This is a genomic window from Mesorhizobium sp. L103C105A0, assembly GCF_000502215.1.
GTDB lineage: Bacteria > Pseudomonadota > Alphaproteobacteria > Rhizobiales > Rhizobiaceae > Mesorhizobium.
On sequence record NZ_AYXF01000001.1, the window covers coordinates 846823 to 862678 of the forward strand.

15 protein-coding genes are annotated in these 15856 nt (G+C 62.1%); 10 read left to right on the forward strand and 5 right to left on the reverse strand.

What is annotated here, in order from left to right; all coding sequences use genetic code 11:
* Positions 1–32: 32 nt before the first annotated feature.
* Positions 33–326 carry a hypothetical protein gene (locus tag X727_RS160545; protein WP_023704064.1) on the reverse strand — a complete coding sequence of 98 codons (294 nt, stop codon included), beginning with the start codon at positions 324–326 and terminating at the stop codon, positions 33–35.
* A 192-nt stretch (positions 327–518) separates the two neighbouring features.
* Positions 519–2312: a PAS domain S-box protein gene (locus tag X727_RS160540; protein WP_031203896.1), complete on the reverse strand. Its 1794-nt coding sequence runs from the start codon at positions 2310–2312 to the stop codon at positions 519–521.
* Positions 2313–2467: 155 nt separating this feature from the next.
* Between X727_RS160540 and X727_RS160535 the strand changes: the two genes are divergently transcribed.
* Complete coding sequence (locus tag X727_RS160535) at positions 2468–2836, forward strand: response regulator (protein ID WP_023747091.1); 369 nt, start codon at positions 2468–2470, stop codon at positions 2834–2836.
* A 431-nt stretch (positions 2837–3267) separates the two neighbouring features.
* Here the strand turns inward: X727_RS160535 and X727_RS1000000167735 are convergent, their stop codons facing one another.
* Both X727_RS1000000167735 and X727_RS160530 read right to left on the reverse strand, forming a co-directional pair.
* Positions 3268–3426 (reverse strand): hypothetical protein, encoded by a 159-nt coding sequence (locus tag X727_RS1000000167735; RefSeq protein ID WP_023744144.1) that lies wholly within the window; start codon positions 3424–3426, stop codon positions 3268–3270.
* 129 nt (positions 3427–3555) lie between these two features.
* On the reverse strand, positions 3556–5556 hold the full coding sequence (locus X727_RS160530) for an AI-2E family transporter (protein WP_023833638.1): 2001 nt from the start codon (positions 5554–5556) through the stop codon (positions 3556–3558).
* Between the two features lie 185 nt (positions 5557–5741).
* On the opposite strand from X727_RS160530, the gene X727_RS160525 reads away from it, so the two are divergent.
* Together X727_RS160525 and X727_RS160520 are read left to right on the forward strand one after the other, a co-directional pair.
* Positions 5742–5975 (forward strand): hypothetical protein, encoded by a 234-nt coding sequence (locus tag X727_RS160525; RefSeq protein WP_023671105.1) that lies wholly within the window; start codon positions 5742–5744, stop codon positions 5973–5975.
* 199 nt (positions 5976–6174) lie between these two features.
* A complete protein-coding gene (locus tag X727_RS160520; RefSeq protein ID WP_050591264.1) occupies positions 6175–7254 on the forward strand; it encodes an aminopeptidase in 1080 nt (359 codons plus the stop codon).
* Between the two features lie 29 nt (positions 7255–7283).
* On the opposite strand, the gene X727_RS160515 is transcribed toward X727_RS160520, so the two are convergent.
* On the reverse strand, positions 7284–8489 hold the full coding sequence (locus X727_RS160515) for an ROK family transcriptional regulator (protein ID WP_023683166.1): 1206 nt from the start codon (positions 8487–8489) through the stop codon (positions 7284–7286).
* Positions 8490–8634: 145 nt separating this feature from the next.
* Here X727_RS160515 and X727_RS160510 point away from each other — a divergent pair, with 145 nt between their 5' ends.
* The 7 genes from X727_RS160510 (at position 8635) to X727_RS160480 (ending at position 15584) form a co-directional block, all read left to right on the forward strand.
* A complete protein-coding gene (locus X727_RS160510) occupies positions 8635–9900 on the forward strand; it encodes an ABC transporter substrate-binding protein (RefSeq protein WP_023833639.1) in 1266 nt (421 codons plus the stop codon).
* 80 nt (positions 9901–9980) lie between these two features.
* The gene (locus X727_RS160505) at positions 9981–10916 is read left to right on the forward strand and encodes a sugar ABC transporter permease (RefSeq protein WP_023833640.1); all 936 of its coding nucleotides are present in this window, start codon (positions 9981–9983) and stop codon (positions 10914–10916) included.
* Positions 10909–11814 (forward strand): carbohydrate ABC transporter permease, encoded by a 906-nt coding sequence (locus tag X727_RS160500; RefSeq protein ID WP_023671100.1) that lies wholly within the window; start codon positions 10909–10911, stop codon positions 11812–11814. The genes X727_RS160505 and X727_RS160500 overlap by 8 nt, the downstream gene beginning before the upstream one ends.
* Before the next feature lie 25 nt (positions 11815–11839).
* Positions 11840–12946, forward strand: a complete 1107-nt coding sequence (gene ugpC / locus X727_RS160495; protein ID WP_023744138.1) for a sn-glycerol-3-phosphate ABC transporter ATP-binding protein UgpC — start codon at positions 11840–11842, stop codon at positions 12944–12946.
* A gap of 39 nt (positions 12947–12985) precedes the next feature.
* Positions 12986–13753, forward strand: a complete 768-nt coding sequence (locus X727_RS160490; protein ID WP_023744137.1) for an SDR family oxidoreductase — start codon at positions 12986–12988, stop codon at positions 13751–13753.
* Between the two features lie 26 nt (positions 13754–13779).
* Positions 13780–14775, forward strand: coding sequence for a sugar phosphate isomerase/epimerase (locus tag X727_RS160485; RefSeq protein WP_023744136.1), 996 nt, complete (start codon positions 13780–13782; stop codon positions 14773–14775).
* A complete protein-coding gene (locus X727_RS160480) occupies positions 14772–15584 on the forward strand; it encodes an SDR family oxidoreductase (protein ID WP_023744135.1) in 813 nt (270 codons plus the stop codon). Before X727_RS160485 ends, X727_RS160480 begins: the two co-directional genes overlap by 4 nt.
* The last annotated feature ends 272 nt before the right edge of the window (positions 15585–15856 follow it).

The following is a 15856-nucleotide window of genomic DNA, read 5'->3' on the forward strand; positions in this document are numbered from 1 at the left end:
GAGGCGCTAGGCTGCCCCTTGGGCGACCCTCACTATCCTGCAAGAAGTGATTCTGTAATCGACTCCCACTCTGCGTCTAGCTTGCCAGTTGCCACAGGCTGCCCGGCGCGGCGGTACCAGTAGGCTGCATTAGAAAGGTCGCCTTCTTTGCGGTGCAGATAGGCATGAACCCATACAGAGGCCGGATCAGATTCGTTGGCCTGCACACACTCATGCGCCCGCTCCCAATCGCCCTGTCTATCCCACCATAGAGCGTGGAGCGCCATCCCAAGATTCGCCGGGGGCTCTACACCCTGAAGGGTCGCACGGAACTCGTCGATGTCCATAGTTACCTCGCCTCTGGCTACGCCGGTCCTGTCCCGTTCCGTGCAACGAAATGCGCCCTCTGCCGGTGATTTGCTCTGTCGACTTTAGCAATGGCTCTGGCGATCTTTAGCGGAAACGGGGTTTTCGCTCGGCAAAGGCCGCATCAAGGGCTTCCAATTGACGAATGCTCGTTGCAGGGCTGCTTCCTGCTTCTAAGCTTCATGGACGGCAGAAGCTGCTACGGAAGCCAAAGGCGCTTCCAAGCTCCATGTTATGCCATGCGGACCGTGTTCGAGAATTCCCTGCCCACTAACCGCTGCGGGCGCGACCCGCTTCAGCACCACGGTTCCAAAGCCACCTTGTCCGACAGTCTGAACCTGCGGCCCATCGGTTTCGACCCAGGTGAGGTGAAAGAGCCTCGAAGCACCGGAACCGGTGATGCCCCATGTGACCGAGATCCGGCCCTTGTCCCCTGAGAGAACCCCGTATTTGGCCGAGTTGGTCGCCAGTTCGTGGAAGGCAATCCCGAGATACTGAACTGCGTTGGGACTGAGCACCAATGATGGGCCCGACATTTCGATCAAATCCCCCCGCGGGAAAGGCTCGACCTGGGCCGCCAAGAGGTCGCTGATCGTGGCACCCTTCCAATCCGCCGATACAAGCAGGTCGTGAGATCGTGACAACGCCATGATGCGCTCGCGCACCTGGGTTTCAAATTGTTTTGGCGTCTCCGATCGCTTGTTGGTCTCCCGGATCATCGACAGGATGACCGAATACTGGTTTTTCACCCGGTGGTTGACCTCGCGCATCAGCATGCGGATGCGATATTCATTCTCCTTCGTCGACGTGATGTCTCGCGCTATCTTCGATGCGCCGGTGATCTGCCCGGTTGCGTTACGCACGGGCGATATCGTCAGTGAAACCGGAACCAGGCTGCCATCCTTGCGCTGGCGGGTCGTTTCGAATGGTTCGACGCGCTCGCCGCGGCGAATGCGTTGGAGAATGCGGGGTTCCTCGTCCTGATGGTCTTCGGGGATCAGCATGGTCACCGACCGGCCAATCGCTTCGTCGGCGGTATAGCCGAAAAGCCGTTCGGCGCCCTGGTTCCAGCTTTTTATGATGGTGTTGAGATCCTTGCTGACGATCGCGTCAAATGAGGATTCCACGATCGCTGAGAGGTGCTGCCTGGTTTCTTCGGCACGTTGGCGGTCCGTCAGGTCCAGCAGCATGTTTACGGCGCCGATCAGAGCGCCGTGCTCGTCCCGCAGCGGTGTCGGGTAGGGCAGGAACGGAAAAAACGATCCGTCGGGACGTTGCGCAACAGCTTGCTGATTGCGGACCGGCCTGTTCTCCTTGAGCGCAATGGCCATCGGGCATTCATCGTGCGGCAATTCCTTGCCGTCGGCAGTGAACAGCTTGAACGTCACGCACCATTTATCCTTGCCGATTTCAGGCTCCCTGCCTGCCAGATCGGCCGCGGCGCGGTTGTAGTAGGTGATCGTCCCATCCTGATCGGTCGTGTAGATGGCGACGGGTAGGCCGTCGAGTATCTGGTGATAGGTACTGTCATGCTGCCTGAGCTCCGAGCGGGTGTGCACCAAGTCGGTTACATCGACCGTGAAGCACCGGGTGTTGATCAGCTTGCCGTCCCGGAAATGTCCGCTTGAGGTGACTTCGACGTGCTTGATCGATCCATCGCTGGCCCTCAATCGCGCCGGATATCTTACGATCTTCTCGCCATTGGCAAGGCGACCCAAAATGTCCTCTATGACGTCCCGGTCGGGATAGAACTCGGCGATGTGGCAACCGAGGTAGTCCTCTGCGGGATAGCCGAGAAGGTCGAGCTCAGCCTGGTTGGCATGCACGATTACGCCGTCTGCGTTCACCAGATGGAGGGCAACGGCGCCGTTTTCGAAGAAATCCTTGTAATCGAAATCCAGACCGTCATTGCTGGACACCCCCCGGTTTTCGAAGGCGACAACATTCGCCTGTGTTGCTTCATGCATCCCAAACACCTTGTCCAGTCCAACCAAATATAATGCGGCTTGGATCAGTTGGTTCCCATTGCTCGCGGTCTCGACCCGCTGCGTACGGGAACCGGACCCTAAAAGGGTCGTAGCCTCGACTCGTCTTCCATCTACAAACGTGCGATCATCCGCGCATGGGCAAACCCTTGGTCCTTGTCGTCGACGACGAAGCCTTGATAGCACTGGATATGGAGTCCACTCTTTCGGAGGCGGGCTTTGCCGTGGCATTGGCGGCGACATGTTCCCAGGCGAAACGTTTTCTTGCGGACCATACCCCCGCCGCAGCGATCCTGGACGTCAGGCTGTCGGACGGCGAGGCTGTTGACGCGGCAAAAACCTTGGCAGGGCGGGCGGTTCCTTTCATCGTCTATTCCGGCTTGGGGCTCGAGGAAACCCCCGAAGCGTTCTCGTCTGGCGTAAGAGTGATGAAACCCGCCGGACCTGCAGAGGTGGTCCGGGCTCTCAAAGCGATGACCGCCGGGCAACATAAGGCGACGGGATAGCCGTGCTCTGAGCACCTTCGGTCTAAAGTAGCTCAGGCGCTGCCGGAGCAGCTGCCGCGCCTCACGGAAACAGCGAATTGCGGCCGGTGCCGATCAGGCGAACAAGATCGCGCGCTTGATCCTCGGTGATGCCGGTCCCCCTGGCAATTGACAGCACCAGTGCTTCTTCCCTTCCACTTTCTTAGGGTCGTGCCTTGCCCGTGCTGGTCATGCCTTCTCCATCGGCTCAACGCCAAGATCTGCGAGAGACTCATTCCTCGACGCACGGTCAACCTCGTTATGCCGCGTTTGAGCGGCGGAGATAGCGGCTCAATTTGCATTACCCGGATCCATCCTGGCACAGCCAAGAGGCCGGTTCGTTCGCAGGATAATGCGCCCCGCGCAGGGACGGCGCCAGCATGGGCCAAATCGACCAGACAGATTGAGCGGTCCTATGCCTCTCCGAAATCGGTTTCGTTTCTTGACGTGGGGTGCCGCTCGTAGTCAACGGGCGGCGGCAGGAGCATGATTTCGGTCTCCTTGCGGCCGAACTCTCGGCCGATCTGGAACGCCGCGTAGATCGCGCCGAGGCGGATAAGGAATCTAAGCATGGGGGTTCTCCTTCGATGTTAGGAACCGCAAGGCCGCGAGATTGTTCCATGGCTTGCGAGTGGGGACGATCTTGCCGTCGCACCAGAGATTCCAGCGCCGGCGCGGCAATCTGAGACATGGCGGTGCTGCTAGGCTGTTGCGGCCGTTGCCTGGGCCGGGATCCGTTTTCGAGGGGCCGGACGCCGTCGATCGCGGCGTTTCGAAACGACTTTGAGGGGAACGGCCGGCGCTGGAGAAAGTGCGCCAAGCACAGCGTTGACCATGCCGTGGGCTACGAAATCGGCGCTGATGTCGGCGGCCAAAGCTTGCCTTTCTTGCCCGACATCGCCCTGCTCCGCGTCTGACCAGAACACAATCCCAATTCTCAAACCTGCCTTGGCGCGCTTCAGTCTGCGGACCAGAAAGCGGGCATGCTTGAGCGAATCCCGGTTCAGGAAACCGACCACGACGGTGTCGATCGCCTCTAGTTCGAGACGACGAATACCTGCCGGCTCCATATCGGCAAAACTGGCCTTCGCCACCGTAGCACCTTGCACCTCCAGCACCTGAGCGAGCATGGCGGCAGCGGCATCGTCGAGTTCACCGCGACCGCCGGCACAAAGCACCGACATGTCCTTGCCGTCGGGCAGTTCGATCTCTTCCTCTTCGATGCCATCTGTTTCCTTGCTCGCGGTCCCTTCGGCGGTGGTTGTCGGCGCATCTTCCTCGCTTGCCTCTTCCTGTGCATCGTCGGCAAGATTTGCCACAAGAATTTGGGCGCTCGCCGCCACCTGCCTTCGCTGTTGATCGCCCATCACGCCTCGCATGCGGTCCTGCTCGCCCAACAGGAGAGCAGGAATGGCGACCGTGTCGTAGAAATCGATCAGGTACTTCTCCTCGAGGATCTCCTCGGCATGGTCAGTTGCCTCGTCGGGATCGCCGGCCAGGAGCCGTTGATAGAGCCGGGCATGAGCTTCAAGGACGGGCTCGTTGCCAAACAGGACGTCGAGAAATTCGAACTGCGGAACATGTCGCCCGAGGACGACGAGGCAAACTGTCAGCGGCGTCGAAAGGACCAGGCCGAGCGGCCCCCACAACCATGTCCAGAAAATTGCCGCAACGATGATTGCCAAAGGAGAAAGTCCCGTGCGCGAGCCATAGAGCCACGGTTCGATGACGTTGCCGGTTACCAATTCCATGACGACAAACAGTGCGGCGGTCCACAGCACCAGCGACCAGCCGGGCGCAACCGCCAAGGCCAGAAACAAGGGCAGCAGCATGCCGATAACAGGGCCGATATAGGGAACGAAGCGCAGCGCCAGTGCCAGCAACCCCCACAGCAGCGCGTTGGGAATGCCGAGCACCCAAAGGCCAATTGCGATTGGTATGGCGTAGACGATGTTCACCACCAATTGCATGATCAGATAGCGGCCAACCCGTTTGCCGGCATCCTGCAATGCCTGCGTTGTGCGATGGAGGTCGCCATAGCCGACGAGGCGGATAAACCGGTCGCGCAGATCCTCGCGCTCAAGCAACATGAAGATGACGACGATGATGATCAGGCCAGCTGATGCCAGCGGGCTGATCAACGGTCCGATGATGTTCTGCAATACCTCCAGAGGTCTCTCGCGGGCGACGATCTCGACGGGAACAGGCTCGCGCCGGGGCTTGTCGGCCGCAGGCGGCGCCACATCCTGCTTGTCGATCTCCTGACCGACGCGCTCGATCACCCCACTCAGCCTGGCAATTATGCCGCCACCAACGCCCGTCTCCTTGAGGGAACGCACCTTGGTCAGAATGTTTGTCTGGTAGACGGAAATGTTCTGAGCAAGCTCGCTTACCTGGGTCGCAACAATGAAGCTGAACAGGCCCAGGGCCGCGAATGCGCCAATCACGCTCAGAAGCACTGCGGGCAGCCGAGGCAAGCCGACACGCTTCAGTGCGGAGACCATCGGCACCAGCGCAAAGGTCAAAAGCAGCGCGATGGCAATGGGAAGGAACACCTCACGACCGAAATACAGCGCAGCTACTGTCGTGACGATGGTTGCCACGGTAGGCAGAGCTGTGCGCGGATGGGCATTGCCTGCCGCAAGAATCCGTCCTAGCCCTCGCTCGGACGATGAGATCTCGTTTCGACGATTGGCAGCCACCTGATTCCCCCCGTTTCGTAACGATAGTTAGACCCATTCGCCTGCCGGGCAATGTTTAGCAGGGCCGAATACATACGTTTTGCGGTTTTGCGCCCTGGGCGCTGTGCTCTGACGGTTCAGTCGATATCGTCGGAGCCGCAAATCTGTGGTAAAGCCGCCGCCCAACTAACCAAAGGACGACATCTGTGAGCGAACCGACTGTGGCCGAAGCGACCGAAAGTATCTATGCCTCGCTGCGGGCGGACAATGCCGACATCGACGCCCATATCGCGACGCTCAAGGCAGCGCTGACACGAGAGGGCGCAAAACAGGCGGTGTTCGATCCGGCAAAATTGGCGCAGAACAACCGCTCGGGCCGTAAGTTGATGCAGGCTTATTTTCGCCAGCGCGGCGTGAGCGTGAGGTTTTCGGACCAGTAGCGCGCGGCAGCTTGGGGGAACCGCGCCTCGACGGACGGTCCGTATCTCGCTCGCTCCGCCCTGCGGCGGACTTTCGTCAATCGTAGGCGAATGGCCGCATCGCCCTGCCCAGGTCGGTGTCGCCCCCTACCCCTGCAGCTCTTGACGGAAACCGGTGCCTCCTGTTTGAGGGTGACCAGGACGTTTGCTGCATGGGGAGATGGGCAAGGGTGGGCAAACAGTGAAGCGCGTTCTTCGGATGCTTGCCGCGGCGATCATCGCGTCCGGGGCGACCGGCTGCACGAGCATTTCCTACTACGCGCAGTCGTTGCAGGGTCACGCGCAGATCATGGCCGCCCGCAAAAATATTGCAAAACTCATCCGTGATCCTTCGACGCCTGAAGCATTGCGCGCCAAATTGACGTCGGCCAGCGCCATAAGACGGTTTGGGACAGATGAGCTGGCACTGCCCGAAAACAACAGCTACCGCAGCTATGTCGACATCCATCGCGATGCCGTGACCTGGGCCGTTTTTGCCGCGCCGCAATTCTCGCTTGCGCCACGAACATGGTGCTTTCCGGTCTTCGGCTGCGTTCCATACCGGGGTTATTTCTCCCGGAAATCCGCGACTGAGAACGCAGTCGAACTTCAAAGACAGGGGCTGGACGTCTATGTCTCGGGCGTCACCGCCTATTCCACGCTTGGCTGGTCGAGTGACCCGCTACTGAGCACCATGCTGCGTCAGGACGACACCTATCTCGCCAGCCTTGTTTTTCATGAGCTGGCGCATCAGCGCCTCTATGTGGATGGCGATTCCGCATTCAACGAGGCGTTCGCCGTTGCCGTCGAAACCAGCGGCGTCAGGAAATGGCTCCGCGCCGCCGGCGACCGGGCCGGATTGCGCCGCTACGAAGCCGATCGCAAGCGCAGCGCCGATTTTCTTGGACTGGTGGCGAAGACGCGCGACGAGCTAAGGCAGGTCTATGGTAGTCCCCGCACCCCGGAAAAGATGGCGACTGCAAAGAAAGCCGCGATCGAGAGGATGCGGGCGCGCTACCGGCAGATGCGCGACAGGCACTGGGCGGGATACCGGGGATACGACGCCTGGTTCGCTGCCCCGATAAACAACGCCAAGCTCGCGGCAACTTCTGTCTACGGTGAACAGGTTCCGGCCTTTCTTCGCTTGTTCGACCTGTGTTCGGGCAACTATCCAAGGTTTTACGCTTCTGTCCGGCGGATCGCGGATTTGCCCAAATCGTCCCGCGCCGAAGCGCTCAAGGCTGCCGACACGTGCAATTGACTTGAACAAGCACAGGCAGGTCCTGACGATCACCCCAGCGACAGTTCCTTCGTCTGGTGTCTCAAAACGAGGCCGACCGCGCCCAGCAAGGCATCGTTCTCGGTGTGCTTGCCAACGATGATGCGCGTGCGCAGGGCGGGAGCGATATCGCGGGACTTGATCAGCGTATGGCGTTCATAGGACGCGATCAGCGGCGTCAACAGAATGTCCCCTGCCAAAGCCATGTGGCCGCCGATGATGATAAGCGGCGGATTGAGCACCGAGCCGATCAGGCCGAGACCCCGGCCGGCGATCTCGGCGGTATCCTCGATCATCCGCAACGCCCTGACGTCGCCCTGCTCGGCCATGGCGATGACATCGTCCATGGTGACTTGCCGCCCAACGACACGCGAAATCTGTTCCAGCGGCCGGGTAAAACTCGCGTAGAGCTCCAGGCATCCGCGATTGCCGCAGCGGCAAAGGTCGCCGCCGGGATCGATGCTGATGTGCCCGAATTCGCCGGCGCCGCCGGCGACGCCCGTCACCAGCCGGCCATGCTGGACAATGGCGCCGCCGACACCCAGATCGATCTTGAACAGCACGAAATCGTCCTGGCCGACGGCCGCACCCCACATCAGCTCGGCAATGGCCGCGCAGTTGCTCTCATTGTCGGCGAAGATCGGCTGTTCCAGGACGGGTCCGAACACATCTCGTATGTTGACGCCGGCCCATGTTGGAACCATGCTTGCGCGCAGCACCACTCCATCGCGGCTGACAGGGCCGGAGACGGAGACACCAACCCCCAGGAGCCCCGCCATCGGCAGACCATTTTCCCTGTAGGATTGGGCAATCGCCGATTTGACCGCCTGGGCCGCCTGTTGCGGCTGGTAGTCCAGCGCCATTGGAATATTTTGTTCGGCAATGACGGAATGCGAGACATCGGCGACGATGAGCCGTATCTGCTGAAGAGCCAGGTGAATGCCGACGCAGGTGCCCGCTGTCGGATTGAGCGTCACCGCCGCGGCTGGCCTGCCGATGCCTCTGATGCCGTCGCGGCTGGTCGGGGCTTCGATCACCATTCCAGACTTTTTCAAGCCGTTAAGCGCGGTTGACACCGTCGAGCGCGCCAGACCGGTGGCGCGTGCGATCTGCAACGCCGAGAGTGCGCCGCGCTCGCTCAGGCAGCGCACGATCATGCTCTCCGGCGACGCGGAGGGTCTGTCGATCAGCCAGGTTCTAAGCGAAGGTTTTGTCATGGCTCAACATAAACATCGTTGACTGATAGCTCCAATATGTCATCTTGGAAAGAACTCGAGATTGACGCATCTCGCCGGCGGCGGCTTCAAACCGCGGCCATAAGCGGTCGAGACGAACCGTGCAACACGATATGGGAGTGAAACGATGAAGTCCGTCATGACCGCGTTTGCGGCCGCTGCTGCGTGCACATTTTTCGCCGGAACAGCCTTCGCCGAGCCCAAGACCAACCTTTTGCACCAATGGGCGACCGGATCGGACGCCCAGGCGATCGCCAAGCTCGGCGAGATGTTCACCGCCAAGGGCGGCAAATGGGAACAGACCTCGATTGCCGGCCACACCGCCAATACGCTGGCCAAGCTGCGCGCCGACGTGATCGCCGGCAACGCCCCGCCTGCCGTGCAGCTCAAAGGCCCTGAGATCGCCGAATGGAACGAGACCGGCATGACCGCCGATCTCGACGAGTTGGCGGCCTCGGAAGGGTGGGAGAAAGTGGTGGCGCCGGAATTGCTTCCGGTGATGAAGCCGACCGGCAAATGGGTCGCCGCGCCCATGAACATCCACCGCATCAACTGGCTCTGGGCCTCGCCCAAGGTCATGCAGGCGGCCGGCGTGGCGGAAATGCCGAAGACCTGGGCCGAGTTCAATGCCGCCTGCGACAAGATCGTCGCCACAGGCAAGATCTGCATCTCGCATTCGACCGCCGACTGGACGGATTCGACGGTGTTCGAGGTCGTGCTCTACGGCCAGGACATCGATCTCTACCGCAAGGCCTTCGTCGAAGGCGATGTCGAGTCCATGCGCAGCCCGGGGATGGTCAAGGCCTTCACGCAGATGCGCCTGATGACGAGCAGGTACATGGATCCGGGCATGGTCGGCCGCGACTGGGATTCGATGTCGGCGCTCGTCGGCAAGGGCGACGCGGCGTTCCACATCATGGGCGACTGGACGATCGGCCTTTTGACCGCCGCTGGCTTCAAGGAAGGCACCGACTATGTCTGCGCCCAGGCGCCGACCGATTGGGGCAAACCCGGCTTCATCCTCAACTCGGACTCGGTCGTGTTCTTCAAGCAGAAGGACCAGGATTTCATCGACGGCCAGAAGCTGCTGGCCAGCCTGATCCTGTCGCCCGACTTCCAGACGGTCTTCAACCAGGCCAAGGGCTCGATCCCCGCGCGCCTGGATATCGATCTGTCGAAGGGCTTCAATCCGTGCCAGCAGCTCTCGCAGAATGATCTGCAGGCTTCGATCAAGGACGGCACGCTGGTCCGCTCGATGGCGCACAACATGACCATCCCGCAGAAGATGCGCGGCGCGATCATGGACTCCGTTACCGAGTTCGTGGCGACGCCGGACATGTCGCCGGAGGATGGCGCCAATGCGATGGCCGACGCGGCGGAAGCACAGAAATAGACGGGAATGGCCGGGCGCGATGCCTATCCGCCCGGCCGTCCTCCCTTTCAGTCCCGTGCTCTGCCAATGCTGTGCTCTGAATGTCAAATCACGACCTGATCCTGTCGGTACCGACGCCCGCCCGCCCCTTGCGCGAGCGGCTGGGCTCCGCGATGCCCTTGCTGGTGCTCGGCCCCTCGCTTGTGGCGAGCTTCGTCTACGTCTTCGTGTTCACCGGCTGGACGCTCTATATCTCCCTGTCCAACTCCTCGCTGCTGCCGACCTACGGCTTCGTCGGCCTGGAGAACTACGCGTCGCTGTGGGCGAACCGGCGCTGGAACATCGCCTACAACAACCTGTTTTTCTTCAGCGCTTTCTACATCGTCGGCTCGGTGGCGGTGGGACTGCTGCTGGCGATCCTGATCGACCAGCGCGTGCGCGGCGAAGCGGCCTGGCGCACGATCTTTCTCTATCCGCTGGCCGTCTCCTTCATCGTCACCGGCACGGTCTGGAGCTGGCTCTACAATCCGACCGACGGCATCCAGGCCATGGTGCGCGGTTTCGGCTGGGCGAGCTTCAGTTTCGCACTCGCCAGCGACCGGCACTATGCGATCTACGCGGTGATCATCACCGGTGTCTGGCAGGCCTCGGGCTTTGCCATGGCGCTGTTCCTGGCCGGCCTGCGCTCGGTGGATCAGGACCTCGTCAAGGCCGCGCAGATCGACGGCGCATCGACGTTCCGCATCTATCGCAAGGTGCTTCTGCCAACCATTGCGCCGATCTTCCTGGCGGTCGCCGTCATCCAGATCCAGTTCGCCATCAAGACCTTCGACCTCGTGGCGGCCCTGACCAAAGGCGGCCCGGGGATCTCGACCACCTTCCCCGCCATCTACGTCTATGACCTGATGTTCCAACGCGGCCAGATCGGCGAAGGTGCGGCCGCCGCCATCATGATGCTTGCCGCTGTTGCCGTGGTGCTGGTGCCCTATTCATTCTGGGTGGTCTGGCGCCGGCGCAAGGAAGCCGGCCGTGGCTGACGTCTCCCTGGACCAGTCGCTCGACCGTCGCGCTGCCGCAGTCGCGTCGCGCCGGCATTTTCTCACCCGCTTCGCCATCTATGGGCTGCTGGTCGTCTTCGCGGCGATCTACCTGGTCCCGTTGCTGGTCGTGGTGCTGAATTCATTCCGCGACCAGCAGGAGATCGCACGCAACGGGTTGATCTCGCTGCCGCGCAGCTTCCGCCTCGATGCCTGGGGCCAGGCCTGGAGCACCTATTGCATCGGCGGCACCTGCGAGGGCATGCAGCGCAACTTCTACAACTCCCTGAAGATGACGATCCCGGCCACGATCATCTCGACGGCGGTCGGCGCGATGAACGGTTACATCCTGTCGAAATGGCGCTTCAGAGGTTCGGAAGCTTTGTTCACCTGCATGCTGCTCGGCGTCTTCATTCCGGGCCAGATTTCATTGATGCCGTGGGCGTTCATCCTCGGCAATCTCGGCCTTAGCAATTCGGTCTACGGGCTCGTCCTCATCCACGTCATCCAGGGCATTTCGTTCACCACTTTGTTTTGCCGCAACTACTACGTCAGCATCCCCGACGACCTGATCAAGGCGGCGCGCATCGACGGCGCCGGCTTCTGGCGCATCTTCCGCAAGATCATTCTGCCGCTCTCCTCACCGATCCTGATCGTCACGGTGATCTGGCAGTTCACCGGCATCTGGAACGAATATCTGTTCGGCGTCGTCTTCACCTCCGGGCAGCAACAGCCGATCACGGCAGCGCTCGTCGCGCTGACGGCAAGCGGCACCAATGTGCGCGCCTACGATGTCATGAGCGCCGCCGTGCTGATCGGCGCGCTGCCGCCGCTGCTGATCTATCTCTTCGGCGGCAAGTATTTTGTGCGCGGCCTGACGCAAGGTGCCATCAAATGAGGCGCGATCAAGTGAAGGGCATTGCATGTCGACATTGATCATCCGATCGCTGCGCAAGAACTTCGGCGCGGTCGAGGTGCTGAAGGGCATCGATCTCGAAGCGCGGAACGGCGAGTTCATCGCGCTGGTCGGACCGTCCGGCTGCGGCAAGTCCACTCTGCTGGCGATGATCGCCGGGCTCGAATCCGTTACCTCCGGCGAGATCCGCATCGACGGGCGGCTGGTCAATTCGGTGGCGCCGAAGGACCGCGACATCGCCATGGTGTTCCAGTCCTATGCCCTGTACCCGACGATGACGGTGCGCGAGAACATCACCTTCGGCATGGAAAGCCGCCGCGTCCCGAAGCCGCAGCAGGACGAGGCCGTCAAGCGGGTTGCCGCCTTCCTGCAGATCGAACCGCTGCTAGGGCGCAAGCCCGGACAGCTTTCGGGCGGCCAGCGCCAGCGCGTCGCCATGGGCCGGGCGCTGGTGCGCGATCCCAAACTGTTCCTGTTCGACGAGCCGCTCTCCAATCTCGATGCCAAGCTGCGCGTCGACATGCGCACCGAAATCAAGAAGCTGCATCACCGCGTCGGCAAGACCACCGTCTACGTCACCCACGACCAGGTCGAGGCGATGACGCTGGCGTCGCGCATCGCCGTGATGCATCAGGGCGAGGTCCAGCAATTCGACGATCCCGCCACGATCTACAACCGTCCGGCCAACATGTTCGTCGCCGGCTTCATGGGGTCGCCGGCGATGAATTTTTTGGCCGCCGAACTGAGCCAGGAAGGCGGTCGCCGCACTGTTGTCCTGCAGACCGCCGACGGCAAGACGGCCAGCCTGCCGATCGTCCAGGCGCTCCCATCCGACACGCCGCAACAGCTCGTGCTCGGCATCCGTCCCGAGCACATCTACCGCTTCGATCCCGATCTTGCGCGCCGCAAGCCGGGCATCGCGCAGATCGATGCCGTGGTCGAGTTGGTCGAGCCGACAGGCGCGGAGACCATGGCCGTCCTGCGCCTGGGCGGCAAGGAGATCACCGGTCGTTTCGACCCCGACGGCACGCCGCTTATGGGTGAGACGGTGACGCTCGGCATCGACATGGCGCGTGCGTGCCTGTTCGACCCGACGACCCAACGCCTGATCTGACCCGATCTGACCAAAGCTTGATTTGAAAAGAGTTCCGCCTTGTCCTTCGCCACCTATCCGAGCCTGTCCGAGCGCGTCGTGCTGATCACCGGCGGTGCGTCGGGCATCGGCGCCGACACGGTCCGCGCCTTCGCCGCCAATGGCGCACGAGTGGCGTTTCTTGATCTGCAGCAGGAGGCCGGCGAGGCGCTCGCGCGGGAACTCGCCGCCGCGGCAGCGCACGCGCCCCTGTTCCTGCGCTGCGATGTGACCGATATCCCCGCCCTCCAGGCCGCGATCGGCACGGTGCGCGACCGCCTCGGGCCTGTCGCAGTGCTGGTCAACAACGCCGCCGACGACAATCGCCTCTCGGTCGCCGACGTGACGCAGGAATACTGGGACCACGCCCAGGATGTGAACCTCAGGCACCATTTCTTTGCCGCCCAGGCCGTGCATCCGCACATGCAGGAATTGGGCTTTGGTTCGATCGTCAATTTTTCCTCGATCGCCTGGCGTTTCGGCGCATCAGAGATGGCCCCCTATGCGGCGGCCAAGGCTGCGGTGGTCGGGCTGACCTTCGCGCTGGCGCGGGCGTTTGGCCCCGACAACATCCGCGTCAACGCCATCGAGCCGGGCGCCGTCATCACCGACCGGCAGCGGGAGCTTTGGTACAAGACCCAAGGTTCGGTCGATCAGGTCGTGCAGCGCCAGGTGATCCGCAAGATTCTGCTCGGCGAGGAGATCGCGCGCACGGTACTGTTCCTCGCCGCCGACGACAGCCGCATGATCACCAAGCAGTCGATCACCGTGGACGCCGGCCTGCGATGACCCCACCTGACTCAAAGGATCGTTTCATGCTCGAGGTCGGCCTGAACCCCTACGGCCTGACCTATCATCTCGGCCTGCAGGGTCGCGGCACGCCACGCGCCAATCCTAGGCCTGCGGGGCTCGAAGGTTTCATCGCGCTGGCGACCGAACTCGGCGCGCGCGTGCTGGAGATCTGGGTGCCATGGCTGAGCGAGCTTTCCGACGACGCGGTGATCGCGCTACGCGAACGGCTCGCCGGCCTTGGCATCACGCCGGTCGTCAGCGGCGGCCTGCTGGTGGGCGAACCGCTCGACGATGCCTTTCGGGCCGCGCGCCTGCTCAAGGCCAAAATCATCCGCACGGCGCTGACGCCCATTCTCTGCGGCGACCGCAACGCCGCCGGCGAAAAATGGAGCGAGTACGCCGGCATCATTCGGGGGCGATTGGTGGAGTGGGGTCCCCGCGCGAATGCCGACGGGTATGTCCTTGCGATCGAAAACCACCAGGACTTTACCAGCCGGGAACTCGTCGATTTCTGCGCCCTCGGTGGTGACAGTGTGGGCGTCACCTTCGACACCGGCAACACGTTCCCGGTCGGCGAAGCGCCGCTCGATTTCACGCGCGCGATCGCCCCCCATGTCCGCCATGTCCACCTCAAGGATTACCGCGTGCAGTTCACGACCGAAGGTTACCGGCTAATCCGCTGCGCCATCGGTGACGGTGCTGTGCCGTTCGCCGAGCTGTTTGCAATTCTTGCCCAGCACCATGATCGCCTGACCGCCGTCCTCGAACCGGGCGCATTGGAGGCGCGGCATGTCCGCTATCTCAGCGACGACTGGTGGCGCGGCTATCCCCCGAAGACGGCACGCGAATTTGCCGCCTGCCTGGCGGCCGCGCAGCGCAACCGGCTGCCCGACGATGCCGACTACCGCACGCCTTGGGAGCGCGAAGCCGACGTCTCACTGGTTTCCTATGAGCTCGACATGATCCGGCGCAGCGCCGCCAACATGCGCAAATTTGGTTTGATGGAGAATATCCGATGACGGCACGTGAACTCGATGGATTGACCGCCTTCGTAACCGGCTCCGGCCGCGGCCTCGGCCGCGTGATGGCCGAGCGCCTGGCCGAACTCGGCGCCAATGTCGCGATTCACGACATGGACGAGGAAGCGCCGGCCAAATATGGCGAGTTCGCCAATCTGAGCGAAGTGGTCGAGCGCCTGAAGCGGCACGGCACGAAGGTGACGTCGGTGACCGGCAACATTGGCGACCAGAAGGCGGTGGCCGCGATGAAGCGCAAGATCGAGGCCGATCTCGGCGACGTCCATGTGCTGGTCAATTGTGCCGGCGGCGACATCGGCGCCAGGGGCGGCAAGCCGAACCCGAACAACGCCCTCGACATCGAACTCGACGACATCCGCGTGCTCACCGAGAACAATCTGATCGGCACGATGCTGGTCTGCCAGGCCTTCGTGCCGCCGATGAAGCAGCGCGGCGGCGGCTCCGTCATCAACATCGCCTCCGCGGCGGCACATCTCGGCTGCTCGCCCGAGGTCGTTTACTCCACCTTGAAGGCCGCGGTCGTGCATTACACGCGCTGTCTCGCCAAGGAACTGATCGACGACGGCGTGCGCATCAACGCGGTCAGCCCCGGCGCCACCAAGACGGCACGCTTCCAGGCGACCCGCGTGGTCGATCCGGAGCGCATGGATTCCAGCAAGAAGTCGCTGAACCGCTATGCCGAGCCGGAGGAGATCGCCGAGGCGGTGGCGTTTCTGGCTGGCCCGCGGGCGCGGTTTATCAACGGGCAGGTGCTGCGGGTGGATGGCGGGTTTACGATTTTTCCGGGGTGATGGGGCGGGCCTCGAATTTCAATTTCGGGGCCGAAAGCGGAAGTGCCGTTTTCGGGATTCCTGGGTTAAATTGCCCCCTCACGCCTCGAGCTTTTCGCAGCGTCAAAACGGCTGTGGAGGGATTGGCAGGCTATACCGCTGACGAAGCGCACATGTGACGCACCGAGGATAAGTAACCCCGCTTGGTCACGAGGGCGCTGCCGACCGGTTGGTCGAAACTGGCGCTGGTACTCGCTATTCACGAAATTGCCGATCACCCTGACGAGGTCCAC